We start from the raw sequence: 25286 nt of genomic DNA, 5'->3' as shown, positions 1-25286 counted from the left end.
AGATCACACCGCCCAGAATCGCCATACCGATCTGCAGCACCGAGCCGATACCCTACCACTTGGGTACCGTCAACGGCAGTTGAGCCGCGCGCTGATAAGGCGAACTCAGCCTCTGCCGGGTAGCGCCATCGATCAGCTCCCTATGCAGCCAATCAGCAATTTGGTCGAGTATCAATCGCCGGGGCGAGTTACTCATGCGGTCAGCCCTGCCTGGGAGATAAAGGGCGAACCGCATTACGATCCGCGCCAGATGTTCAGCGAGTCCACACGCATACCATTCTATTGGTTTATACCGAATGCACGGTATAACGCACCGCATAACCCTCCAACCGCTGCTTCAGTTGCTCGTGCTGCGAAGTGCTAAGGTTGGGTATGCGGATATCCACGTGCTGACCATAGCGCTCATCACTACGCGCATCGACCTGGCCGCCACGGGTGACCTGCCCGACTTCCTCTTCGAACACCCGGCGAATCGCATCCAGACGCAATGCTGGTTTGAAGGTCTTGCCCACGGCAGTCAATGGAATGTACTCGACTAACCAGATGTTTTTCGGCAACGCTGCTCGCTCATGGACATGCTGTTGCGCATGCTCCATTAATTCGGCCTCAGTCGCGTGCTCGCCGGCTTTGAGCTGCACATACACCACCGGCAATTCACCGGCCTTGATATCGGGCTTGCCCACTGCCGCCGCGAGAGCGACCGCAGGGTGACGATGCAGCGCTTCCTCAATCATCTGCGGATCAATATTGTGACCACCGCGGATGATCAGGTCTTTGCTGCGGCCAGTCAGCCAGATATAGCCATCGGCGTCAATGCGCCCCAGGTCGCCGGTATTGAACCAGTCTCCATCTACCCAGATGCCAATGTTCTTATCTGCCTGCAGATAGCCGTTGAACACCGTCGGGCCACGCAGGCACAGATTGCCCGGCTCGTCCATGGCGGCGTCACGCAGGTAGTTTCCATCACTATCGAGCACCACGATCTTGACCTGGCAATATGGCAAGCGCAGGCCGATGGAGCCCGGTAGCCGCTCGCCCTCGTAGGGGTTGCAGGCGGTGGCGCACGTGCCTTCGGTCAGCCCATACCCTTCGATGATGCGCAACCCCGTGCGGGATTCGAATTGGCGGATGAGCTCCACCGACATCGGTGCCGCGCCGCAGAGTGCAAAACGCAGGCTCGAAATATCATTTCCATCGGTGGGGACCTGCAGCAGCGCCGAGTAAATGGTAGGCACACCACTGAAGCTACTGACCCGGTAACGCTCCACCAGCTTCCAGAAATCCTTGAGCAGGGTCGGGTTGCGATACCCCTGAGGGCCAGCAAGCAAGACCTGTGCGCCCTGGTGAAAGGCAGCAAGCCCCGAAACCATCACGCCATTGACGTGAAACAGCGGTAAGCCGCACAGCAGCACATCATCCGGCACATAGCGGCCGTGCAACCCAATGATCTCGGCCATCGCCACCTCGTTGAAGTGGGTATGGGGCGCCAGTTTCGGGGTGCCGGTCGTTCCTCCAGTGTGGAAATAGGAGGCGATGTCGCCAGGCTGAATGACACGTCCACTCTCCAAATGGTCAGCCGGGGCAGTGGCGAGAAGTTCGTCGAAGTCCAATACACCTTCAGGCATAGGGGGCCGTTTGGCCTTCACAACACTGCGCTGCGGTTCTGGCATAAGATTGGCCAGATCGACCGTCACGATGGTCGGAAGCTGTGGCAGAAAATCGGCCAATGCAGCCACCTTTTGCCATAAATCTGTACCAGGAAAGGGCCCTAACGTGACCAGCACCGAGGTGTTGGAGGCGCGAATCAGTTCTGCAATGTGCTGTGGTTCCAACAGCGGATTGATGGCGTTCACAATTCCAGCCGCCTCGCCGCCCCAGATCACAAAATGGGTCTGCGGCAAGTTAGGCAGCAGAAAGGAGACAGCCTCCCCCGGACCCAGGCCGAGACGATGCAAGGCATTCGCGGTTTGCGTGACCTTGGCGAACAGTTCGGCGTAACTGATACGCCAAGGCTGATCCTCGACGCTGCCAGTCGCCAGGAAACACAACGCTGGCAGGTCGCCGAAGCGCTCCGCCGAACGCTGCAGCAATGTATAGGTGCTGGTGGGTAGATCACGCTGGGCCAGTGGATATTGTTGTTCAAACGCTTCGATGTCGCCCAGCCGGGCGAGGGAAACAGGTACACGCATGTTCTTGGGCCTTTGGATGGACGACGATTTCGGTTTCTGACTATAGCCGTCTGCGGATGGGTTGTGGGAAACGCCTGTTCGTAGGCTCGACACAGCCGAAGTCCCTGGTCATCGGTAAATCTTGCACCAACGACCTGCAGTCCGATGGGTAGGCCTTCATCTGAAAACCCACAAGGCAACTACGCAGCCGGTTGTTGTGTCAGTTTGAGAATTCACGTTCATACACTGCCGACCTCACAACTCCCAAATGGATTTTTATTTCCGATAATTTCCGTCCGCTGCGACGATTAACAACCCTCAAGACAATATCGAACGTAAAAATCGGCCCCTCAGGGAGAGTAGCGCCCCCTTATTCTCTGTATGCATGCCCCGCTCTTTTCGTAGCAACCTCGACGTGGCGTGCAATAGGCTACCAGGAGCATCAGTAATACGGCGTCAACGGCTGCAGCCTTAATCGTGATCTCGTGCATCGCTTCGCATCTGGTTTGCGATGCAGTATTCCAATATCGAATTTCCGCGTTAGCGAAAACTGGATAGTCGCGAGGCGAAAAATGGATAGTGCTGGGCACCTTGAGGCCACATGATTAATGCTGAGTGGCCGTTGGCCAAATAAGAAAATTTCGGGTGCTTAACAACAGAATCGGAAGAAACACACTTTTATTACGTGGGCGTGTACACCAGACGAGCCAACCCCTTGAACCTCAAATAACACCAGTTAAATCGGTGACCGTCATGAATACAACCAACGCCTGCGTACGCTCACCTGTCCCAACTATTGGTCTCTGTTTCATCGTCGCCCTGTTTGAAGGCTTGGATGTTCAGTCCGCCGGAATTGCCGGGCCTGCCATCGCCGCGCACTTTGGACTTTCACCTAGCATGATGGGGGCTGTGTTCAGTGCAAGTATCATTGGTCTGCTACCCGGTGCCCTGGTCGGCGGTTGGCTGGCGGACCGATTGGGACGCAAGCGTGTACTCATTGTTGCAGTGATAATTTTTGGAATGTTCTCCCTGGCCACTGCAATGGCCTGGAGTTTCGAAAGCCTGCTAATGATGCGTTTCCTGACGGGGGTGGGATTGGGGGCCGCGATGCCAAACCTGATTGCCTTGGCATCGGAAGCGGTTGAGCAACGATCCCATGGTCAGGCCGTAAGCATCATGTATTGCGGTTTACCATTAGGCGGCGCCATAGCGGTACTAATCAGTAACGCAGATCTGGAGGACAGCTGGAAGGCTGTGTTCTATGTCGGCGGCGTTGGGCCGTTACTGGTCGTTCCTTTGCTTTGTCTATGGTTGCCAGAATCGGCCGTCTATCATGCCCAGAAAGAGCGAGACCACTGCGCCCGCCGCCCCTATTTGCGAGTGCTGTTCCAACAGGGGGCCGCCCGGTCGACGTTACTGTTATGGGTCAGTTATTTTTTCACATTGATGGTGCTTTACCTTCTCCAGAACTGGTTGCCATCCTTGATGATGAGCCAAGGCCTGGTTCGCTCTGACGCGGGTACTGTACAGGTCGCCCTCAATCTGGGGGGCGCGATAGGATCGCTGTTGATGGGACTGCTGATGGACCGTTGGCGTGTCACGGCACTGATAGTAAGCATGTACCTTGGTACGGTAGCGGCACTGGCGGGACTTGGATTTTCAAGTCAGTTCTACAGCATGGTGATTGCCGCGTTTGCGGCCGGATTCTTTTCCATCGGAAGTCAGCTGGTGTTGTACGCGCTTGCTCCGCGGTTCTACCCCACGGGCATTCGTGGTACAGGTGTAGGATCGGCCCTCGCCGTTGGCCGACTGGGTTCTATGAGCGGGCCTCTGGTCGCAGGGCAAATGCTTGCAGCTGGCAGCGGTGGTGCGATGGTATTGATGGCCGCGACGCCAGGGATCGTAGTCGCTGCTGCTGCAATGCTATTCCTCGTCGCGGGGCAACATCGAAAGTGGCGCTAGGGAAAGATGCGTTTGCGTGTGGGCTCTAAGCTTGCGCTGTTCAGTGAACAGAAGTACCGGCAACCATCGCAACGCAACGGATGGCAGGTTCCAAAAACCGTTATAAATCTTCTTATCATCAACAGTACGCTGCATCCGTGTAATTCGCAGTTTTCGCGCTGGGGTTGAAGACATCTTCACAGCGGTTCTGCATGGGTGAAGACGACTTCGCGATAACGGGTACTTCTGGGAAATTTCCTACATTTTCTGTTCACCCCCCCTGTTAGGTTTCCAGGTGGATAGACGCAGGCCAACAGAGTTAACGTGGGCTCAAGAGAGTAGAGTATGACTTGCTTTCCATTGATATTAGTACACATAGAATTCCGCGCATATTGCGTGAGATCAGAACTTAAATGGGGTCGAACCAGAAGAATATAGGTTCTGCTACTGCGCATGAAGTTTTAGTCGTACAGCCTAGCCTTACAGTTTCCGGGTGATTAACAAGTAAATCCAGCAGCAGGGACGTTACAGAGCGTAGTAAGCGATGCGGCAGATAAGCCAATTGAAATTTCGAATATCAAAAGCCGTTTCCTACTTCTGCCGTCACTGTTGCCGCTGGGCCTTATCCGACTAATGAGCAATAAGTATATTAGTTTTAACCTGCTGATAGTGTCGACTTTACGCTCTCTGCCTTGGATTTTTGGTGGGGATTGTGTACAGCAAAATACAAGAGTTTCAGCACTCCAATGCTGCAGGCACGGATTAGCAGAAGCTTCACTTAATAACAACAATAATAAGGCTGCCCCATGGAACGACATTTCCGCGTCACTGCCAAGTGCCTGCTATTCCCCCTTGCACAAATAGGCCTTCCCGTGTCCGCGCAGGCTGGTTTCTTCGAAGACGGCAAGGCCAACGTTGAGCTGCGCAATTTTTACATCAATCGCGACTTCAGCCAGACCAACACCTCCCAGTCCAAGCACGAAGAGTGGGCCCAAGGATTTTTGCTGCGCTACGCGTCAGGATTTACCACGGGCTCTGTCGGTTTTGGGCTGGATGCAATTGCTCTGGCCGGTTTGAAGCTCGACTCCAGCCTGGGGCGTGCCGGCTCCGGGTTATTGCCTCGTCAGCGAGATGGCCGCTCAGTCGATGAGAGTGGCTCCCTTGGCTTGACTGCAAAGGTGCGGGCGTCCAAGAGCCTTCTCAGAATCGGTACGCTGCACCCGCGGTTGCCGGTAGCACATTTCAATGACACGCGCTTACTGCCGCAGACCTTCGAGGGCGTGCATTTGAACTCCCAGGAGCTCGCTAGCCTGATCTTCGATGCAGGTCAGATCCGCCAGGTGACCCAGCGTGACTCGACCGACCGTGAAGACCTGAGGCCGGCAGTGGCCAGTGCCAAGGCCATCCGTGTGTCCAAGGGCGCCACCACTGACAAGTTCAACTTCGCCGGTGTGGGTTACAAGTGGAGCCCCCAGCTAAGTGCCAATTACTTCTACGGTGAACTCGACCGTTTTTATCGTCAGCACAGTTTCAGCCTGTTGCATCTACTGCCGCTGGGGGATGGGCAGTCGCTCAAAAGTGACCTGCGCTATGCAAGCTCCACCAACCAGGGCGACAGCAACATCGACAACACGGCCCTGGGGGCGATGCTCACTTATAGCCTGGGCGGTCATGCCTTTGGTCTGGGTTTCCAGAAGATGAGTGGTGACACCGGCTATGCCTATATTCACGGCTCAAATGCCTTCCTGCCCAACTTTGTTGCCAATAACGATTTTGCCAATCGGGACGAGCAGTCCTGGCAGGTTCGCTATGACTTCAACTTCGCGGCCGCCGGTATTCCGGGCCTGACCTTCATGACCCGCTACATCTATGGCAGCGAGATTGAGTTGGGTGCTGGCAGGCCGATCGGTTCGGAGTGGGAGCGGGATATGGATATCACCTACGTATTCCAGAGCGGCGTATTAAAAAACCTGGGATTGATGTGGCGTAACTCTTCCCTGCGCACGAATCATTTTGGCAGTGATCTGGACGATAACCGCCTGATCATCAGTTACACCTTGCCACTCCTGTAATCAAGTCGATCACTGCCTTTGCGGGCGGGGCTATAACAACAATGAGGTCTTAGCGGTATGAAGAACACACTTTATCCATCACGTATACGCGCTTGGTTCACCGTCAGTGTGCTGATGCTGGCCTATGTTTTATCGTTCGTGGACCGGCAGATTCTCAACCTGTTGGTGGGGCCCATTCGTCAAGACATGGACATCAGCGACACTCAGATGAGCCTGCTGATGGGGCTGTCGTTTGCAATCTTCTATGCGTTCTGCGGCATTCCCCTGGGGCGGATTGCCGACAGCAAGAGCCGGCGCAATTTGCTGATGTGCGGGATTCTGGTGTGGAGTGGCATGACTGCTGCCTGCGGGATGGCCAAGGGTTACTGGCAGTTCCTGCTTTGCCGTATCGGTGTGGCGGCAGGCGAGGCTTCGTTGGCGCCCTGTGCTTACTCGATGATTTCCGACAGCTTTACGCCCGAGCGGCGCGGCACGGCCTTCAGCGTGTACTCGACGGCGATTTACCTGGGGTCGGGTGTGGCGTTACTGCTCGGTGGTGTCGCGGTGCATTTCGCAACCAGCCAGGGCGATATGACGCTGCCGCTGATTGGCACAGTGCGCCCGTGGCAGATGGTGTTTTTGATCCTCGGCGCGGTAGGCGTGGTGTTCTCCCTGTGCTTGCTGTTAATACGCGAGCCGGTGCGCCAAGGCGTCGGCGCAGGGCTGCAATTGCCGTTCTCGGAGTTTGTCGACTACCTGCGTAAAAACCGTCGCACCATGCTTTGCCACAATCTTGGTTTTGCCTGCCTGGCCTTTACGGCCTACGGCAGCAGCGCCTGGATCCCGACCTTTTTGGTGCGCTCGTTTGATATGAGCGTGCCGCAAGTCGGGGTGATCTACGGCAGTATGCTGGCGATCTGCGGCTCTTTCGGCCTGCTGGTAGGTGGGCGCTTATGTGACTGGTTGATCAAGCGTGGTCGCCGGGACGCGCCACTGCGTATCGCGATTCTTTCAGCACTGCTGACCTTGCCGTCGAACCTGGGCTATCTGGTTGACGACAAGAACCTGGCCCTGGTGCTGATGGCGTTTCAGGTCTTGACCGTAAGCATGCCGTTCGGCGTCGGCCCCTTGGCTGTCCAGGAAATCGTGCCCAGTCCGATGCGCGGGCAGGCATCGGCACTCTATCTGTTTGTAGTGACCCTGATCGGCCTGGGTATTGGCCCGACCGCCGTAGCCTTGGGGACTGACTACGTATTTGGCAGCGACTCGGCGCTGAGGTACTCGCTGGCTGTGGTCACGGGCATCTCCCTGGTGCTGGCGGTGGTGATTCTGATGGCCGGTCTGCGCTCTTATCGCGAGAGCCTGGAGCGCCTTAAAAGCTGGACGCCCAAGGATCCTGAGGTGGTCGTGCCTGGTCGACCGGTGCCGGCGGCTGACGCGTGAATCTTCAAGACAGTTGCCAAACCCTTGTTGCCGCTAACCGAAAATTGATCCACCGCGATTGAATGACAGCCGCACATAGCGACACGGCTTGGCCGTGTTGTGTGCCTGCATGTTTTTTGTCGTTGATGGCATGCCAGGTTCACAAAGTCGAAACTCACACTCGAAGTGGTGTGCCATATCTACAATAAAACGGAGACACTATGTACATTACTACCCTGTTTTCAAAGGCGCCCCTGGCGAGCTTAGTCGCCCTCGCCTGCCTTAGCCAAGCTGTACATGCCGAACCTGCCAGCGTGCACACGCGCAACAGTAACAGCGCAGTCCTCCAGCAACGCCCTTTCAGTAACGACAGCGATTACACTGCGGTCACTCGTGGGCTGATTGCGCCCTTCACTGACCAGGTCATGGGCGCCAACGGCAAGCCAGTCTGGAACCTGGCCAGCTACGACTTTCTCAAGCAAAAGGACAGCCCAGCCACGGTCAACCCCAGCCTCTGGCGCCTCGCCCAGCTCAACCGTCATGCTGGGCTGTTCGAAGTGGCGCCCGGCCTTTACCAGGTGCGCGGTCTTGACCTGGCCAACATGACGATCATCGAAGGCGAGGACGGGCTGATCATTATCGATCCGTTGACTGCCACCGAAACCGCCCGTGCCGCACTTGATATGTACTACCAGAACCGTTCCCGCAAGCCTGTGGTGGCAGTGATCTACAGTCATACTCATGTCGACCATTTCGGCGGTGTGCGAGGGGTGATCGACGAGGCCGAGGTCAAGGCAGGCAAGGTCAAGATATTTGCCCCCAGCGGCTTTATGGAACATGTGGTGAGCGAAAACGTCTACGCTGGCAATGCCATGGGCCGTCGTGCCCAATACCAGTTCGGCATGTATCTGCCGCGCGGCGAGCAAGGCCAGGTGGATGCCGCCATCGGTAAGGCAGTGCCCACCGGCACCGTTAGCCTGATCCCGCCCACCGATCTGATCAGCCAGCCTTACGAAACCCGACGCATTGCCGGCATGGAGGTGGAGTTCCAGCTCACCCCCGGCACCGAGGCACCGGCAGAGATGAACTTCTACCTGCCACAATTCAAGGCGCTGGGCATTGCCGAAAACGCCACACAGACCATGCATAACATTCTCACCCCGCGTGGTGCCCAAGTGCGCGACGCTAAGGTCTGGTCACAGTACCTGGACGCCAGTCTAAACCGCTACGGCGACAAAACCGAGGTGCTGTTCGGTCAGCATAATTGGCCGACCTGGGGTGGTGATGCAGTGCGCACCCTGCTCGCAGACCAGCGTGACATGTATGCCTTCCTCAATGACCGTACCCTGCATCTGCTCAACCAGGGACTGACGCCCATGGAAATCGCCCAGGACATGCAAAAGCTGCCGGGCGACTTGCAAAACAAGTGGTACACCCAGGGCTACTACGGCTCGCTCAGCCACAACTCACGTGCGGTATACCAGCGTTACATGGGCTTCTATGACGGCAACCCGGCCAATCTAAACCCATTGCCCCCGGTAGAGAGCGCACGATTGACGGTTGCGGCCATGGGCGGTGGCGAGGCGGTGCTAGACAAGGTCCGTGCTGCCCTAGAAAAAGGTGAGTACCGTTGGGCCGCACAGTTAGGCAACCAGCTGGTGTTTGCCGAGCCGCACAACACTCAGGCCCGCGCCGCTCAAGCTCAAGCCCTTGAACAGCTGGGCTACCAGAACGAGAACGCCAACTGGCGCAACATTTACCTGACCGGGGCGATGGAATTACGCAACGGGGTACCGGTTCATTCTCGCAGCTCGGTCTCGGTGGACATGGTGCGCGCCCTGAGCCCGCAGATGTTCTTCGACTTCATGGCCGTGCGTGTGGATGTCGATAAGGCGCTGGGGCACGACTTGAACCTTAACTGGCGCTTTAACGATCTGGATCAGGTCTTCAACCTGACTTTACGCAACGGTGTGCTGACCCACCGTGAAGGTATAAACCCCAAGGCCGATGCTGGCCTGAGCATGAGCAAGGTCACACTTGAGCAGATCAGCCTCAAACAGTTGGACTTCCCCACCGCCGTGGAAAAAGGCTTGATCAAGATCGAAGGCAACGGCAAGAAACTCGTGGAGTTATTGGAGAGCCTCGATACCTTCAGCCCACAATTCAATATCGTTACGCCTTGAGTACCCCTTGTTGGCAAACCGGTTCCCCTCTTGGATCAGCCTCTATCAATCCCAGTGGGAGCTGGCCTTGCCTTCGATCAAGCACCAAGCGCCGGTGCCACTTGGAGTCATCAAGTGCCGATCAGAAGGCTATAAGCAACCCCACCCTATGCTCCCGATTTGAAAATACAAAGCTATCGAGCCGATAATTGAACAGTTTTCTGTTGACGCGAATGAGGGTGCTTGAAGCAGTATCACTAACTAATCTAAAAATCGTAGCTACAAAAAAACTAACGACCATGGAGGTTGTATGCTGCTGATTCGCATCTCGAAAGCCCTGACCGTCCTTGCCATAGCGCTTTTTGCGTCACTCGTGGCTTTTAATAACATCACTGACTACAACACCAACTTCGTGTTTGTTCAGCACGTGTTCCTGATGGATACGACCTTTCCCGGAAACGGCCTCATGTACAGGGCGATCAGTACGCCTTGGGTCCATCATCTAGGTTACATCGGCATCGTCGCACTTGAGTTCAGTACAGCAGTCCTGTGCTGGATCGGGGGCATCCGGCTGTTACGCGCGCTTCGTGCCAGCAGCGCGGACTTTCGCTCAGCCAAGGCTTTTTCCATTGCCGGGCTTACACTCGGTTTTCTGACTTGGCAAGTAGCGTTCATGTCCATTGGTGGAGAATGGTTTGGCATGTGGATGTCACAGACTTGGAATGGTGTTGAGAGCGCCTTTCGTTTTTTCATCACGCAACTGGCCATACTGATTTACGTGACGCTTCCCAATGATGATTAGATGCGAATGCACGTCAGGTCATTCACCCATCCGACTGAAACACTGTTAATCAATAAGGCCCCCCATGATAAGCAGAAGAGCATTTACCTATGGCATGGGCGTCTTTTCCCTGACTTACTCCGTAGCCTCCTCCGCGCACCAGCCATTAGCACTCACGGCTGCAACGAATCTTTCAGCAAAGGAAAAAGCCAGGCATGAGAGGTTTATGAGGGTGGCGATCGAACAGGCGAAAAAAAACAAGACCTATCCCTTTGGTGCAGTGATCGTGAACGAGGAAACAGGCGAGGTAATGGCCGAAGGCGTCAATGTCAGCCCCATGAATCCGATCCATCACGGGGAGATAGTGGCTATTAACGATTTTGTTGTAAGGCATGGCCGTGAAGGCTTCAAGAAGATGACCCTGTACACGACCGGTGAGCCCTGCGCCATGTGCATGAGTGCCATCGCCTGGTGCGGTATACCCAGGGTGGTCTGGGCCAGTTCCATCGAAAAGATCAGGCAATCGGGAATTCGGCAGATCGATATTGGCGCCGTGGAAGTGGCGGAAAAGGCCAAGGAGTTTTACCGGCCCGACTCATTGATAGCCGGTATTCTTGCAAACGAATCCGATCGTTTGTTCGATCAGAGAAACAATCGCTAGGGTCAGTTTCCGTTTCACGTGGGTACTGACGCCCCCCCACTACACCGCCTGCTGGGGTTGAGGAATCGGCACTGGGCGGGTTGCTCGTACGCTCACGAATATATGAACGAACGGCCCTGCTGCGCAGGCGTGCAGCTCTCCGGCTTTGAAAACACCCAAGGTGTAGCGCTCCGAGCCGCTACCTAACTTGCTCACCGCAAGGCCCCACCTCTATACACTCGGGAAAGGCAATCGGGCAAAATAATTACAACTGAAATTGACTAAGACGATCACCGCGCCCTGATGAATATCCAGCCTGTTCGATTAGGTAACTATTCACCGTCGTATCGAAGAAGCAGTAGTAGACGATATTATTAGTATGCCCCTAGGTACCGTTGTCATGCCAACGCGTGGTGATCGGCTTAAAGTGACGAAAGGCTTCGCGGCTCGGCGGCTGCTTCAGTAAGCCTCCTGATAGATCGCCAGGGCATCGGCCTCACTGACTTCCCGAAGATTATTCACCAGCAGCCGCTGCTGTTGCATGGCATCGAGGGCTAGTTGCGCCAGGCTGCTCTCGGGTACCCCAACATCCCTTAAGCGGGTCGGCAATCCACAACGCGGACTGAGTGCAGCCAGCTCGTTGACGAACTGTTCAGTGAGGCTACTCACCTCACCGGCATGTAAACGCTCACCCAGCAGCAACGGGGCCAACTCGGCATATAAAGGCCCCGCCACTTCGGAGTTGAAGCGCAGTACATGCGGTAACACCAATGCATTGGACAACCCATGGGGAATATGAAAGTGGCTGCCTAGCGGGTAGGCGAGCGCATGTACCGCCGCCACCGGCGCATTGGCAAACGCTTGACCGGCAAGGCAGGCACCGAGCAGCATGGCTTGACGCGCGACAAGGTTGCCACCGTTATGCACCGCTTGATCCAGATGACTTGCCAGCAGTCGCAACGCCTCGCGGGCCAGCAGGCTGGACAGCGGATTTCTCTTGAGTTTGCTGGTGTAGGCCTCGATCGCATGGACCATGGCGTCGATACCGGTTGCTGCTGTGACGTGCGGCGGCAGGCCCATAGTGCAAGCCGCGTCCAAAATGGCGAGATCCGGAAGCAGCAATGTCGAAATAATGCCCATTTTGCTGTTTTCACCAGTAGTCACGATGGCGATCGGTGTGACTTCCGAACCGGTGCCTGCCGTGGTCGGGACCTGAATCAGCGACAGGCGTGGCCCCTTGGCCTGATCGATGCCGTACAACTGTGTGATCGCTTGCGTATTTTCAGGATGGGCCAGCAATGCGACCAGTTTAGCCACGTCCATTGAGCTGCCGCCGCCGAAGCCGACAACTAGGTCAGCGCCGATATAGCGGGCTTGCTCGACCGCCGCCAGCACGCAGTGTTCATGGGGATCGGCAGCCACGTCGCTGAAAATCGCCACCGCGACTTTCGCAGCGCTGAACCCCGGCAACACATCATCAAGCAAGTCGAGCCGGGCAATCCCCGGATCAGTGACGATCAAGACGCGGCGTGCACGACGCTCACGGCACAGGCTGGCGAGTCGCTGCACCGCGCCGGCTTCGCAGAGGATCTGCGCCGTGGTGACAAAGCTAAAGGAATGCATCTGGGCGACTCCTTATTATTGTGGGGGCCAATTTCTCAGAAGTTGAAGTCGCTGGCGGGTATCGACATCAGGCAGCTCGCGCCACCCAGAAGCGCGTCGCGGTGAGCACTGGCGCGGGGCAAAAGGCGCCGCCAATAAAAGTCACAGGTATGCAACTTGGATTGATAAAACGCGCTTTCAGCAACGCCTTGCGACAACGCCTGCTGGGAGCGCAATGCTGCCTGCAGCCAGAAACCGGCCAGCAGGACGTAGGCCGAGTACGCCAGGAAGTCCACCGATACCGCGCCGATTTCCTGCGGATCGCGTTGGCAGGCTTCGATGACCATGCCACCGAGCGTGCGCCACTCGGTCAAGCGATGGCTGATGTCGTTCGTCATCTCGTGCAGCGTTTTATGCGCCTGGGCGGCATCAACTATTTGTGCAAAATCATCGATCAACGCATTGAGTTCCGCGCCGTGGTCGGCCAGCAGTTTGCGGCGGATAAAGTCCAGCGCCTGAATGCCGTTGGTACCTTCGTAGAGTTGAGTGATGCGGCTGTCGCGCATCAGCTGTTCCATGCCCCACTCGCGGATATAGCCGTGACCGCCGTACAACTGCACGCCGAGGCTGGCGACTTCCTGACCGACATCGGTGAAGAATGCCTTGACGATTGGAATGAGCAGCGCCGCACGGCGCTTCGCCGCATGATGTTCTTCACCCATTGCTTGTTCGAGATCCAATTGCCGAGCGGTATACGCCGCGAGCATCCGGCAACCTTCGGTGAGAGCCTTCTGCGTCATTAGCATACGGCGCACATCGGGATGGACGATGATCGGGTCGGCGGCCTGATCCGGCGCAACGGCCCCGGTCAGCGAGCGCGATTGCAAGCGCTCACGTGCATAGCTCAAGCCACCCTGAAACGCAGCTTCGGCAACGCCCAGGCCTTGTAGGCCAACCTGAAAACGTGCGTCATTCATCATGGTGAACATGCACGCCAAGCCCTGATTCGCTTCGCCGACGAGCCAACCCCGCGCATCGTCGAAATTCATCACACAGGTCGAGGTGCCCTTGATGCCCATCTTATGTTCCAGCGCACCGCAACTTAGAGTATTACGTTGTCCTTTGGAGAGCATTTTCGGCACTAGAAACAGGCTGATGCCCTTCACGCCCGGCGGCGCATCAGGCAGGCGAGCGAGCACCAGATGGATGATGTTATCGGTCAAGTCCTGCTCGCCACCGCTGATGAAAATCTTGTTGCCGGTGACGCGATAACTGCCATCGGCCTCAGCCTGCGCGCGGGTGCGCAGCAAGGCCAGATCGGTACCAGCCTGAGGCTCAGTCAGGCACATGGTGCCGGTCCATTCACCACTGACCATTTTCGCCAGATACTCTTGCTTGAGCGCTGCGCTGCCGTGGCGATGCACCGCCAGTACGGCACCTTCGGTGAGGCCGGAGTAAATACGAAACGCCAAGGATGCTGACATAAGCATTTCGTGAACGCACGCCGACACCATCTGAGGCAAGCCTTGTCCACCGAACGCAAGCGGCCCGATCATGCTCGCCCAGCCGTTATCGACGTATTGTTGATAGGCTTGATAAAATCCGTCGGGCGTGGTGACGTCGCTGCCCAACAACTGACAGCCTTGTTCATCGCTATTGCGATTGAGCGGTGCGATAACTTCGCCAGTGAAGCGTGCGGCCTCCTCGAGGATGCCGTCGAGGGTATCGCGGTCGAGTTCTACCTTCAGTCGCCGACAATGCTCTGTGACGTCGAACAGCTCGTGCAAGACAAAGCGCATGTCACGCAGCGGCGCTTGGTAATTCATACCTGCCCCTCCTGAACGTTGCAGAATCGCTTGCGGGCAGCGATCAATTTGGAAATCAGCCCGGCCGGCCGCCAATGCTCGCCGTATAAGCCTTGGAAGTGCTCAAGCCGCGCAGCGATCAGGGTTAGGCCTTGCCCATCCGCCCAGCACATCGGGCCGCCAATCTCAGATGGAAAGCCGTAGCCATTGAGCCAGACCTGATCAATGTCATGACTGTTGACAGCGATGCCTTCCTCAAGAACTTTCGCCCCTTCGTTGACCAGGGCGAGCAGGCAGCGTTCGAGTATTTCCTGCGCGGTGATCGGACGACGGCGATAGCCCAAGCCATTGGAAATTTCGAGCACCAGTGCGTCGACCTGAGGATCGTGTACGGCGTGGCGGCTGCCCGCTGCGTAGCTGTAATAGCCGTGGCCACTTTTCTGGCCGAAACGACCGAGATTACACAGTGCATTGTCGACCTGCACCAGCGGCGCTTCCATGCTCTGCCCAGCCAGCTCTCGAGCGCGCCATTCCAGATCGATGCCAACCACGTCGTACATGCGGAACGGGCCCATGGCAAAACCGAACTGCTGCAATGCCGTGTCGACCTGATGTGGCAATGCCCCCTCAAGCAATAGCTTGCGTGCTTCGGCCACGTAGCTGGCGAGCATGCGATTACCAATGAATCCGGGGCAATTCCCGGCGACCACCACGACCTTTCCGATCCGCTCGCCCAGCTTGCGCGCAGCGTCGAGCACGGCGCTGTCGGTGTATGCGCCACGGATGATTTCCAGCAGTTTCATGATGTGCGCTGGGCTGAAGAAATGCAGGCCCAGCACCTGTTGCGGTCGGGCGGTGACGGTGGCTATGGCGTCGATGTCCAGCGCTGAAGTATTGCTTGCCAAAATCGCCTGCGGCTTGAGGTGCCTGTCCAATGTGCGGAAGATTTCCTGCTTCAGTTCTATGCTTTCGTACACCGCTTCGATAACCAGATCAACATCAGCCAGCGCTACGTAACTTTGCACAGGCTGGACTCGCAGACGATTGGCTTCAGCTTCGGCCTGGCTGATGCGTTGTTTGCCGGCCTGTTGCAACCAGGTCTGCTCGATCATGCTCAACCCCGCTTCGAGCGTCGATGTGTTGCTTTCCAGCCACAGCACTGGCACCCCCGCGCTGGCCAGACTGACAACGATCCCACGGCCCATGGTACCGGCGCCAATGACAGCGGCCTGCCTGATATCGAAAGAGGTACTCATATGGGGCGCTCCTGCAACAGTAGGTAACGGACAGTCGCCACCCTAAGCATGCGTCATATATTTTTGAAATTTATATTTCATATGGCATATATTTAGCTTATGAATATATCGACCTTCGATCTGAATTTGTTGCGCGTCTTTGACATGCTCCTGCGTGAACAAAACGTCTCACGTGCGGCCGAACGTCTGGCGCTGACGCAACCGACAGTGAGTAATGCGCTGGCGCGTTTGCGCGACTTATTGGACGATCCAGTGCTGGTGCGTGTCGGTCGCCGCATGTGCCCAACGCCGCGAGCCTTGGCCCTGGAAGGACCGATTCGTGCGGCATTACGACAAATCGAACAAACGCTCACTACTGGTGATGCGTTTGAACCGCAGTACAGTCACCGCCAACTGCGCATCGCGCTCACCGATTTCGTCGAACAGATATGCATGCCTGCGTTGTTGGCGCGCCTGCAAACGTTGGCACCGAAACTTCGCATCGACGTTGCGTACTTGACGCCCAACCTCCCGGTAGATGCGCTGGACCGTGGCGACCTGGATATGGCACTCGGCCGCTTCAACGAGGTTCCGGCGCGGTTCACCCGGCAACTATGGCGCCGTGAAACCTTGAGGGTTGCGGTGCGCCACAACCACCCGCAGATCACCAACGATCTAGATCTGCAAACATTTCTGCAACTGCGCCACCTCTGGGTACACGGCGGGCAGACCCGCGGCATGGTCGACCAATGGCTGGCCGAGCAGAACCTGGCTCGTCAAATCGTCTACACCACGCCAAATTATCTGCAAGCCGCACACCTCGTCGTCGCCACCGATCTTTGCGTTGTACTACCAACGCAGCTGGCGCAGCAGTTCGCCGAAATATTGCCACTGGACTTGCATGAGTTACCGTTTGAACTGCCACCGTTTGAACTTGATCTGGTGTACCTGGGCCATCGCCAGCACGACCCGGCGTTGGCATGGCTAGCGGCGCAGATACTATCAATCGAGATGCGCCAATCTCCTGGCTTCCACCCAGTTTACACAGACAAGGAAAACTAACCATCAGGTGACCCAGTCGCTTTGGCCCCGCCTCCAAAACTGCCTCACGTATTGCGCGGTGTAGTTGTTCTATTTCGGGAAATCTCTTCGTGGTTGTCGCGGCGGAACGTTCAGCTCAGGGCGAAGATATGCGCCCTCTATCAGGGCTTCTTTTAGTCGGAATTAAAAATTCGACTCTTGGCCATAATTGCGCAGATAGGTCTAGTCAACATCGGGCCGGTGCACTTCACAGGTCACCGCCCTGCTCGATTCCCGCTCAAGATTGATGGCGAGGCCTGGATTATCAATTGAGATGTGAGCGCGACCGCCCAAGACCATCTTCACCAGAGAAGCGCGCATGTCACAGGCCGGAGACGTTAGGGATTGAAGCCCGAAGGGATGGAGACGGGTCGGCTGTTCGACCTGGCTCCATGCGTAGCACTAAAGCCCGGCCCGCTGCGCACCGAGGGGAACGCCCGATATCAGGATCTGGAGCCGCTGGTTGAAGCATTAATGAATGCCCTGAAGGCAGAGCCAGTTCCCGGGAGGGCTTCTGTAGGAAATTTCCACTTTGACTACGATTGCCGCTGCTCCAGGGTAGTAGGTCTCTGATGTAGCGGCCTGGACGCTGGACGCATGACCTTTGGCATTTTGTTATGGATCACGCCTCTGCACCGAGTTACTGAAGAGAAATCAACTCAACTTATGGCATTTGGCCACTGCACAACTTCGGAGGTTGTATGGGTATTTACATTGCGCCGGGACATAAACTGGCACGGGATGGCGGCTCGTTTCAGGAAGTACATGTAAACACAGCCAATCATCAAATCATCCAGACGTTCGGTAGGTACTGCACCATTCGGGATTACGAACAAGCTCCCCCTACCAGCAAACCAGGCCGTCACTGGCATCAAATTTATCGAACCCCTGACAACACAGAATGATTAGTTAAGGGCCCAAGCTCCAGTGGTGGAGCTTGGGATTGCTAGTCTTCGCCAGTGCAGCGCGCAAGAAGGCAAGCGGAGCGCGCAGGCCACCGGCCAGAGGCGTTAGCCAATACGCCTTCCGAGCGCCCAAATTTGAGGCGTTGGTGTCCGCCTATTTTTAGCGGACGCGATAGCCCTGAACCCATAAATGTACCAACGAAGCTCTGACCCCAGGTCGTTCAAAGCCAGGTTCTCCAGGCATGTCTGCAATCCGGCGTCTCCATTAAAGGGCAAACTCTAATAAATACCTGCTCACTGTCGACGCGGCACTAATTGGCCGTAACCAGTTTGAGGCCGATCACGCCTGCCAGGATCAGCATAATGCACAGAACCCGTAACGGCGCAGTGGAGTCACCCAGCAACGCCATGCCAATGATAGCGGTGCCAGCTGCACCGATTCCGGTCCAGACAGCGTAGGCGCTGCCGACAGGAAGCGTGCGCAGAGAAATAGACAGCAGGATCACGCTGGAAACGCCGGTCACGACGGTGAGCAATCCGGGGGTTAATCGGGTGAAGCCATCGGAGGCCTTCATCGAGAACGCGAAGGCGATTTCAAGAATGCCGGCCAAGCCGAGAAGTAGCCATGCCATAGGGGGTAAACCCTCAGATAATATCTCAGGTGTGTGACGAGGGGCCAAGCCTCCCCGCCACCGCGAACCTGCTTCAGCTTAAGCCTTGGCAGCCGCCGCTGGGGCAGTACGGAAGGTGATACCCAGTCGATTGAAGGCATTCATCAACGCAATGCCGTAAGTGAGATCGGCCAGTTCCTTGTCAATGAACTCGGCTGCAGCTGCAGCGTAGTCAGCGTCCGAAACATCACTGGCGGTGACTGCTTCGGCAAAGGCCAGCGCCACACGCTCGCGCGGGGTGAATACCGCGCCAGCTTCATGCCATACGGGCACTAGCACCAGCTTGTCCACGGCCAAGCCTTGCTTGAGCAAGTCTCGCGAGTGCATGTCGATGCAAAAGGCGCACCCGTTAATTTGCGAGACCCGCAGATAGATCAGGTCGATCAGTTCCTTAGACAGGCCGCAATTTTGCAGGTAGACGTAAACCCCGCCGAACGCCTTGTAACCTTCAGGGGAAGCTTTGGAGTAGTCGAGACGCGATGTCATGGTTAAGTCCTGTAGCGGTTGGATGAAGCCGCTATCTTGGGGTGCCATGGCCCAGCTAGAAAGATCCATGATCTGTCTTGAATACCAGGCCATGAATGCGCGGTTATGGCCTACGCTGAATTTCTATTCTTGGCTCTTTGGCATGGTTCAAGGGGTTCGTAGACTGAAGGCCATCCATCCAGGAAGCAGCACACCATGAATATCCTCTATGTCAGTGCGAGCCCTCGCGGGCAAGCGTCGGAGAGCAACGCGCTCTCCCACAAGATCATCGAATGCCTGCGCGAGCGGCACCCGGCTGCCGAGGTGACGCAACGCCTCATCGCCGGCAATACCCTGGCGCCGGTCGACGAGCCTTATGCAACATCTCAGCAGTCCCTCATGGATGTCTCGTCCGAAGGTTCGATGGCCCAATCCGAGCGGCTTGTTCGCGAGTTAGAGCAGGCTGACGTCGTGGTGATCGCTACGCCCATGCATAACTATTCGGTACCCGCGGCGCTCAAGCTATGGCTCGATCACGTTGCACGGGTGCGGCGCACCTTCGATATCTCGGCCCAGGGCAAGATAGGCCTGTTGCAAGACCGGCCAGTGTTCGTCGCCATCGCCTCGGGCGGGCGGTTTTCCGGGGAGCGTGCGCACCAGCCGGACTTCCTGACGCCGTATTTGAAAATCATACTCGGCATGATCGGGTTGCACGACGTGACCTTCTTCACCGTTGAAGGCACTGCTTCACGCCCGGAAACACTGGCCCAAACTCGCCTCCAAACCGACCAGGCGCTGCGCGACCACTTTGCAACCTGAACAGGACCCGACGCCGGATGAGTACCTCGATTAAGGCCTTTTCACCGCTGGACACGGGCGCTACTGAGCCGATCTACCGGCAACTCTACTGGCGCTTCCGCAGCGCGATTGCCGACGGTTTGCTCAAGCCGGGCGAACGCATACCCGCGGCCCGGGCCCTGGCCAAAGAGCTTGGGCTGGCCAGGGGCACCATCGACACGGCGTATTCGCTGCTGGCGGCCGAAGGTTATATCCAGGCCCGTGGCCAAGCTGGCACCGTGGTGGCTGAAGGGATCAAGGCCAGCCTGCCGATACGCCCCATCAAGGCCAGCGAGCATAACGCCGTCCGGCACAAGGCCGCCGTTTTGCCGTTTCAAATGGGGTTGCCGGCGCTGGATGCGTTCCCGCGTAAGATCTGGTCGAAAATCGCCGCGCGTTGCGTACGGGCCACCCAGGTCGCCGACATGGCCAACCCCTGCATCTTCGGCCTGCATTCTCTGCGTACGGCGATTGCCAGCTACTTGCAGGTTGCCCGTGGTATCCACTGCTCGGCTGCACAAGTCTTCGTCACCTCGGGCTACCGTAACACGCTGGGGCTAATCGCCCACGCCCTGCTGGAGCCGGGCGATCGGGTGTTAGTGGAAGACCCAGGCTACCTGTTCACTCGGCCGTTGCTGGATTACCTGAATATCAACGCCATACCGATACCCGTGGACCAGGACGGCATGCAGGTATCCCACGCCGTGCAACAGGGCAAAGGCGCCCGCGCCGTGGTGGTCACGCCGGCCCATCAAAGCCCGCTGTGTGTTTCGCTGTCCTTGCCCAGGCGCCTGGAACTGCTGGATTGGGCCCGCCGCCAGCAAGCCTGGATCATCGAGGATGACTACGACGGCGAATACCGTTACGTCAGCCGCCCACTACCCGCCCTCAAGAGCCTGGACCGCGACGGTCAGGTGCTCTATGCCGGGACCTTCAGCAAGGTGTTGTTTCCCGGCACCCGCCTCGCTTATCTAGTGGTGCCTGCGGCTCAAGTGGCACGCTTCGAACATGTCAGCCAGACCTTCCTCGGTGGTTGCCCGGAACTGACCCAGGCAATCGTCGCGACGTTTATGACTGAGGGGCATTTTGCGCGGCATATCCAGCGGATGCGCAAACTCTACGGTGAACGTCGGGAAGCCACGGCCAGGGGGCTGCGCAAAGCATTGGGCGAGGATATTTCGATTGATACCCAACCCGGTGGTATGCACCTGATCCTGCGCTTGAACGCGCAACAGTCAGACCGCGTGTGCGTGGAGCGCCTGGCACAGGTCGGCATTTATGCAGAAGCGTTGAGCGACTGGCATATTGAATGCCAGACTGGACCCGGCCTGCTGCTGGGCTTTGCCAATATCGAATCGGAGGCCGTCGCCGAGGTCCTTGGAAACCGCATCCTGGATGCGCTCATGGCCTAATCCGCAAGCCGATTCATGGCTCTGTCACCCTCAGGCCGGGGCCGCCATGCTGGACGGCTTGTTCTCATCAGCCTGGAGTCTCCATGCCCACTCCCCTGCGCAGCCTTGCGGTTTTCTGCGGTACCAATTTCGGCTTCAACCCGCAGTATGCGGAAGGCGCCCAAGCCCTGGGCCGAGAAATCGCCCGGCGCGGCATTTGCCTGATCTACGGCGGTACCCACAAGGGCTTGATGGGGGTGGTGGCGAATGCCGCGCTGGCAGAAGGTGGCAAAGTCGTCGGCATCATCACCCGGCTGCTGCATGAGCGCGGCCATTCCCACGCCGGGCTCACCCATCATGAAGTGACCCATGACATGCGCAGCCGCAAGACCCGAATGAGCGACTGCGCCGACGCTTTCATTGCGTTGCCCGGCGGCCTGGGTACGCTGGAAGAATTGTTTGAGGCGGCCACGCTGACCCAGGTAGGCGAACACCACAAGGGCGTGGCGTGCCTGAATACGGCGGGGTTCTTCAACCCGGTGCGGGCCCTGTTAGATTACGCTACGAAGGAGGGCTTCATGAAGGTCGAACACAGCCAGATGCTGATGTTCAACGAAGACCCCGGCGCTCTGATTGACGCCCTTGAGCAGTGGCAGGCGCCGGTGGTTTCCAAACTGATTGAGACGATGGCGAACTAACTGTTCTTGCCTTGGCGTGCCGGCTGACCGGATCAAGGAGCAGCAAGAACTGGCATCTTCCGAAGCGCCGATGTTCCAGGACTCGCGGGTCAAGGTGGTGATCTTCCCGGAGCTGCAAGTAGGTGATCGGATGGTTCTGCGTTACCAGCGCCATCGCAATACGTCGCTGTTTCCGGGACACTTCGAAGACCTTCGCTCGCCGAATTTCTACCAAAATGAGCAGGTACGCCTCAGCTACGACATGCCCGCCGAAATGAAGCTGCGCGCTGACTCAAGGGGCTTTAAGGCGTCAACACCGACCACAGCCAACGGGCGAACGGTGTACCGCTGGGACTTGGAACATACCAAAAAAAATCGTGTGGAAGAAGGCTCCGTCGCCTACACCGATTACGGGCAACTCCTGGCTGTGTCGACGTTCACCGATTACAAACAGTTTGCCCAGGCCTACGCCGAAAGGGCACAGGTAGAAGTGACCCCGGCTATAACCCAACTGGCCAAGGAACTCACCGCAAACCTCGACAACCCACGCAGCAAGGCCATGGCGCTGAGTGACTGGGTACGCAAGAACATTCGTTATGTGGCCGTCTATGTGGGTGCCGGTGGTGTGGTGCCGCATTCGGCACAGGCCGTGCTGGATAACCGCTATGGCGACTGTAAAGACCATGTGGCTCTGCTTGAAGCGCTGCTCAATGCCGTCGCCATTGAAAGCTCGCCTGCGCTGATCAACGCGGGCAATGCGTACATGCTGCCCAAGGTGCCGACCTTGGGCGTGCTCAATCATGTGATTACTTATGTACCCAGCCTCGATCTGTACCTGGACTCCACCGCAACTCCCATCGCCGCCGGCCACCTGCCTCTCCCCGAGCTAGGCAAACCGGTTGTGCTCACCCAAAGCGGTAAAATTACACAGACACCGTCCAGCCAGCCTGGCAAAGTGACCACAACCATGGTCTTTAAGGTCAACGCCAAAGGCGCCGCCGACTTTACCAATGACTCCACCATTGACGGCTGGGGCGCAGAGCTTAACCGCCTTATGCTCAAAGCTATGCAGCCTGCTGACCGGAACCAATTGGTGCAACAGGTCCTGAGCATGTTTGGGCAATCTGGTAGCGGCGTAATCGAAACTGCCGCCTTGGACAGCACTGCCAACACCTTCAAGTTCACGATCAAAGGCCACACCAGCAACCTGGTGAACCTGCCTGGTCCGACCGGCGTGCCCACTCTCTCCAGCCTGGCCGGGGGTATTGGCCAGAGCGTATTTTCCTTGATCAAAGAGAAGGATCGCACCCAAACCTTCACCTGCCTTTCGGGTGAAATTTCAGAGGTGGCGCGCCTGGAGTTCCCAAGCAAGGTGAAAATCCTCGCGGTACCCAAGGCGGTGACGGTGAAGCAGGCGGGGTTTGGCTATCGGTCGACCTATGTGAGGAAGGCCAATACGGTGCTGATTACTCCGTTAGCCAGTGGTTCCAATGAACCTGAATCACTTTACCGAACGGTGATGGCCGCTACCGGTTCGGGGAATTGACCAATGTTCGTACCTGAGCCTCGATCTTATCGAGACCTCCTTGGCAGGTCGTGGCCGCCCACTGTGTGTACCCACGGCCAATACCAACTTCAGTGCCACCGTTGTGGCCGCAAGTCGCTGATGTTGCTCCTCCAACAAGCTCAAGGCTGTCTAAATGACTTCACTAACGTTGTTGAATTGCCCGGCGACCAGCTGCTGCTCGACAAAGGACTTGAGTACGGCCCCAAGACAATGGTGGTAGGCATTTGCCTCCCCCTATGACGCCACCTGACTTCCTTAAAACAATAGTTTTCGGACGCGTGATCTTCAAGCTGCCTTGATGAACGGCCTCTAAATGAAATGCGCACCTTCCCAGAGCAATATGCGGGCAAAGAACCACACCGCTTTCACAGCGAAGGGATGCGAGAAGGCTTGCGTCTACTGGAGCAGCGCGTCACTGAAGAGACCGCTAAAGTTCAGGCTCTGCACCAAGCTACCTCAATCGGCATCATGGATGCTTGAGCAAGGGCATTCGCTCAGCTGGACGCCAGCGATCCGGAACGCTACCTCGATAAATTGAGCCAAGAGGCGACACTTTCGGCGACAGGGCAACACTGAGCATGTCGCCCTATCTAATTTCCAACAGCGCACGCGCTGACTGTCGATATTCTCAGGCATTCCCAAGCACAGTTTGGCGACCAAGCCCGCCAACGCTGCCACTCACTGATTCTTGCTGCGTTGCAAACTATCGCCAGCGCGCCATATCACCCGGTCAGCCATGCCCGCGATGAGATTGCACCCGGGCTTCGAAGCTACCACCTCATCCACTCGCGCCTGCAAAGTGCAAACCTGCCTCGGCGCTCTCTTCAACAACGACACGCAATCGCCTGCAATCAATTGCCGTGTAAGACCAAGACCACCGAGACCAAAGAAGGACGACTCAGCGACGCTGGCTACCTCAGATAACGCTTGTCGAACCAGAACGGTTCCAGCGTCTCGCTCAAGTGCGTCTGCACCTGTGGGTGAACTGCGTTGATCAGGTAATTAGTCGCGTGCGGCAACAACGCAGACGGCACCGGTAACAACAATTCTGTTCCCGCATCCAACCAACGATTGCCGACCGCCTGCGAGGTCGGCTCATTGGCCTGCCAGCCCACCGGCAGTGCGGGCGGTGAGGCAATTAACGCCTCGGGGGCGACCTCAATACGGATCAACTTCAAGGTCGACGGGATGTTCGCCAAGCTCAGCCGCATGTGCGCCAATACTTCTACCATCGCCAGCGCCGGGTGCTCCGCAGCGTAGATCACTGAGCGTGGCAGGGTGTGCCAACGGCCATCCGTGTGATGCCCGCCCAAACCACTCAATCCTGGGAAGGCTGAAATGCGCCACAGCTGCATCAGAAAATGCCATGGGCAGTGCGGCGGATGTGCGACTCGATCAAGCGCGCGCCCGAGTCCATCACCGACAGCTGCAACGGGGAAATCGCTGGCTGGTCAGGCAAGTAATCGGCGGGTGTGTTCAGCCACAAGAGTGCCGCTGCTTCATCACCACCAAACAGTTCAACCGCCTCGGCATACACCCGCGTCAGGCGCACCACTCGCTCCGACTCGGCTTCGCTGAAACGCGCGTTGTTGCTCAATCGGCGGCGGATGGTGCTTTCCGGCGCAACCAATGAGGAGGACAACCCAAGCTTGCTGGCGACACGCTTGTAGCTATGGATAGAAATGCCCGCCACAACAATACGTACTGCGTCGGACTCTGAAGCCAATTGGATGTCGAGTAAACGCGCCATTCGCCCAAACACAGAATGTTCTGGCGCATGAGGCTGTACGGCCGTGCTCATAATAAGACCCTCCATTTGACCGAAGTTATACGCCAAATGGCGAACCACCTTCAAGTGTCAGGCGCCCTGCGGCGTAGGCGGTAGG

18 protein-coding genes and 4 pseudogenes are annotated in these 25286 nt (G+C 57.1%); 12 read left to right on the top strand and 10 right to left on the bottom strand.

Going from position 1 to position 25286, the window contains the following annotated elements:
- Nucleotides 1-287: 287 nt before the first annotated feature.
- Together DK871_RS04375 and DK871_RS28935 are read right to left on the bottom strand one after the other, a co-directional pair.
- Nucleotides 288-2189 (bottom strand): acyl-CoA synthetase, encoded by a 1902-nt coding sequence (locus tag DK871_RS04375; RefSeq protein ID WP_161904158.1) that lies wholly within the window; start codon nucleotides 2187-2189, stop codon nucleotides 288-290.
- A gap of 32 nt (nucleotides 2190-2221) precedes the next feature.
- Nucleotides 2222-2392 (bottom strand): annotated as a pseudogene (locus DK871_RS28935) (amidase); the annotation flags it as partial.
- A gap of 529 nt (nucleotides 2393-2921) precedes the next feature.
- Between DK871_RS28935 and mhpT the strand changes: the two are divergent.
- From mhpT to DK871_RS04345, 6 genes are all read left to right on the top strand, one after another.
- Entirely contained in the window at nucleotides 2922-4130 is a 1209-nt protein-coding gene (mhpT, locus tag DK871_RS04370; RefSeq protein WP_161904099.1) for a 3-(3-hydroxy-phenyl)propionate transporter MhpT, read from the top strand.
- 785 nt (nucleotides 4131-4915) lie between these two features.
- The gene (locus DK871_RS04365) at nucleotides 4916-6181 is read left to right on the top strand and encodes an OprD family porin (protein ID WP_161904098.1); all 1266 of its coding nucleotides are present in this window, start codon (nucleotides 4916-4918) and stop codon (nucleotides 6179-6181) included.
- A 57-nt stretch (nucleotides 6182-6238) separates the two neighbouring features.
- On the top strand, nucleotides 6239-7603 hold the full coding sequence (locus tag DK871_RS04360) for an MFS transporter (protein WP_161904097.1): 1365 nt from the start codon (nucleotides 6239-6241) through the stop codon (nucleotides 7601-7603).
- A gap of 200 nt (nucleotides 7604-7803) precedes the next feature.
- On the top strand, nucleotides 7804-9765 hold the full coding sequence (locus DK871_RS04355) for an alkyl/aryl-sulfatase (protein WP_161904096.1): 1962 nt from the start codon (nucleotides 7804-7806) through the stop codon (nucleotides 9763-9765).
- A 289-nt stretch (nucleotides 9766-10054) separates the two neighbouring features.
- Entirely contained in the window at nucleotides 10055-10546 is a 492-nt protein-coding gene (locus DK871_RS04350) for a DUF2165 family protein (RefSeq protein WP_218581308.1), read from the top strand.
- Nucleotides 10547-10640: 94 nt separating this feature from the next.
- A complete protein-coding gene (locus tag DK871_RS04345; RefSeq protein ID WP_218581307.1) occupies nucleotides 10641-11186 on the top strand; it encodes a nucleoside deaminase in 546 nt (181 codons plus the stop codon).
- A gap of 39 nt (nucleotides 11187-11225) precedes the next feature.
- Here the strand turns inward: DK871_RS04345 and DK871_RS28930 are convergent.
- From DK871_RS28930 to DK871_RS04330, 4 genes and pseudogenes are all read right to left on the bottom strand, one after another.
- Nucleotides 11226-11628: pseudogene (locus DK871_RS28930) on the bottom strand (acyl-CoA thioesterase).
- Nucleotides 11625-12788 carry an iron-containing alcohol dehydrogenase gene (locus DK871_RS04340; protein WP_161904094.1) on the bottom strand — a complete coding sequence of 388 codons (1164 nt, stop codon included), beginning with the start codon at nucleotides 12786-12788 and terminating at the stop codon, nucleotides 11625-11627. The pseudogene DK871_RS28930 and the gene DK871_RS04340 overlap by 4 nt, the downstream one beginning before the upstream one ends.
- A gap of 35 nt (nucleotides 12789-12823) precedes the next feature.
- Nucleotides 12824-14593 (bottom strand): acyl-CoA dehydrogenase C-terminal domain-containing protein, encoded by a 1770-nt coding sequence (locus tag DK871_RS04335; protein ID WP_161904156.1) that lies wholly within the window; start codon nucleotides 14591-14593, stop codon nucleotides 12824-12826.
- Nucleotides 14590-15828, bottom strand: coding sequence for a 3-hydroxyacyl-CoA dehydrogenase (locus DK871_RS04330; protein WP_161904093.1), 1239 nt, complete (start codon nucleotides 15826-15828; stop codon nucleotides 14590-14592). The genes DK871_RS04335 and DK871_RS04330 overlap by 4 nt, the downstream gene beginning before the upstream one ends.
- 99 nt (nucleotides 15829-15927) lie before the next feature.
- Here DK871_RS04330 and DK871_RS04325 point away from each other — a divergent pair, with 99 nt between their 5' ends.
- Nucleotides 15928-16869 (top strand): LysR family transcriptional regulator, encoded by a 942-nt coding sequence (locus DK871_RS04325; protein ID WP_161904092.1) that lies wholly within the window; start codon nucleotides 15928-15930, stop codon nucleotides 16867-16869.
- 1234 nt (nucleotides 16870-18103) lie between these two features.
- On the opposite strand, the gene DK871_RS04320 is transcribed toward DK871_RS04325, so the two are convergent.
- Nucleotides 18104-18424 carry a multidrug efflux SMR transporter gene (locus DK871_RS04320; protein WP_161904091.1) on the bottom strand — a complete coding sequence of 107 codons (321 nt, stop codon included), beginning with the start codon at nucleotides 18422-18424 and terminating at the stop codon, nucleotides 18104-18106.
- A gap of 78 nt (nucleotides 18425-18502) precedes the next feature.
- The gene (locus tag DK871_RS04315) at nucleotides 18503-18949 is read right to left on the bottom strand and encodes a carboxymuconolactone decarboxylase family protein (RefSeq protein ID WP_161904090.1); all 447 of its coding nucleotides are present in this window, start codon (nucleotides 18947-18949) and stop codon (nucleotides 18503-18505) included.
- Between the two features lie 195 nt (nucleotides 18950-19144).
- Here DK871_RS04315 and DK871_RS04310 point away from each other — a divergent pair, with 195 nt between their 5' ends.
- The 5 genes and pseudogenes from DK871_RS04310 to DK871_RS29605 form a co-directional block, all read left to right on the top strand.
- Entirely contained in the window at nucleotides 19145-19747 is a 603-nt protein-coding gene (locus tag DK871_RS04310; protein WP_161904089.1) for an FMN-dependent NADH-azoreductase, read from the top strand.
- Between the two features lie 17 nt (nucleotides 19748-19764).
- Nucleotides 19765-21177 carry a PLP-dependent aminotransferase family protein gene (locus DK871_RS04305; protein WP_161904088.1) on the top strand — a complete coding sequence of 471 codons (1413 nt, stop codon included), beginning with the start codon at nucleotides 19765-19767 and terminating at the stop codon, nucleotides 21175-21177.
- A gap of 83 nt (nucleotides 21178-21260) precedes the next feature.
- Nucleotides 21261-21854, top strand: a complete 594-nt coding sequence (locus DK871_RS04300; RefSeq protein WP_161904087.1) for a TIGR00730 family Rossman fold protein — start codon at nucleotides 21261-21263, stop codon at nucleotides 21852-21854.
- A gap of 16 nt (nucleotides 21855-21870) precedes the next feature.
- Nucleotides 21871-23304, top strand: a pseudogene (locus DK871_RS04295) (DUF3857 domain-containing transglutaminase family protein); the annotation flags it as partial.
- Nucleotides 23305-23769: 465 nt separating this feature from the next.
- Nucleotides 23770-23976: pseudogene (locus DK871_RS29605) on the top strand (type II toxin-antitoxin system ParD family antitoxin); the annotation flags it as partial.
- A gap of 335 nt (nucleotides 23977-24311) precedes the next feature.
- On the opposite strand, the gene DK871_RS04290 reads toward DK871_RS29605, so the two are convergent.
- Complete coding sequence (locus DK871_RS04290; RefSeq protein WP_161904086.1) at nucleotides 24312-24755, bottom strand: RES family NAD+ phosphorylase; 444 nt, start codon at nucleotides 24753-24755, stop codon at nucleotides 24312-24314.
- Complete coding sequence (locus tag DK871_RS04285) at nucleotides 24755-25201, bottom strand: antitoxin Xre/MbcA/ParS toxin-binding domain-containing protein (protein ID WP_161904085.1); 447 nt, start codon at nucleotides 25199-25201, stop codon at nucleotides 24755-24757. The genes DK871_RS04290 and DK871_RS04285 overlap by 1 nt, the downstream gene beginning before the upstream one ends.
- Between the last annotated feature and the right edge of the window lie 85 nt (nucleotides 25202-25286).

This window comes from Pseudomonas sp. L13 (assembly GCF_009935965.1).
GTDB lineage: Bacteria > Pseudomonadota > Gammaproteobacteria > Pseudomonadales > Pseudomonadaceae > Aquipseudomonas > Aquipseudomonas lactis.
The sequence above is the reverse complement of the archived record's forward strand: the minus strand, read 5'-3'. Positions and strand labels throughout refer to the sequence as shown.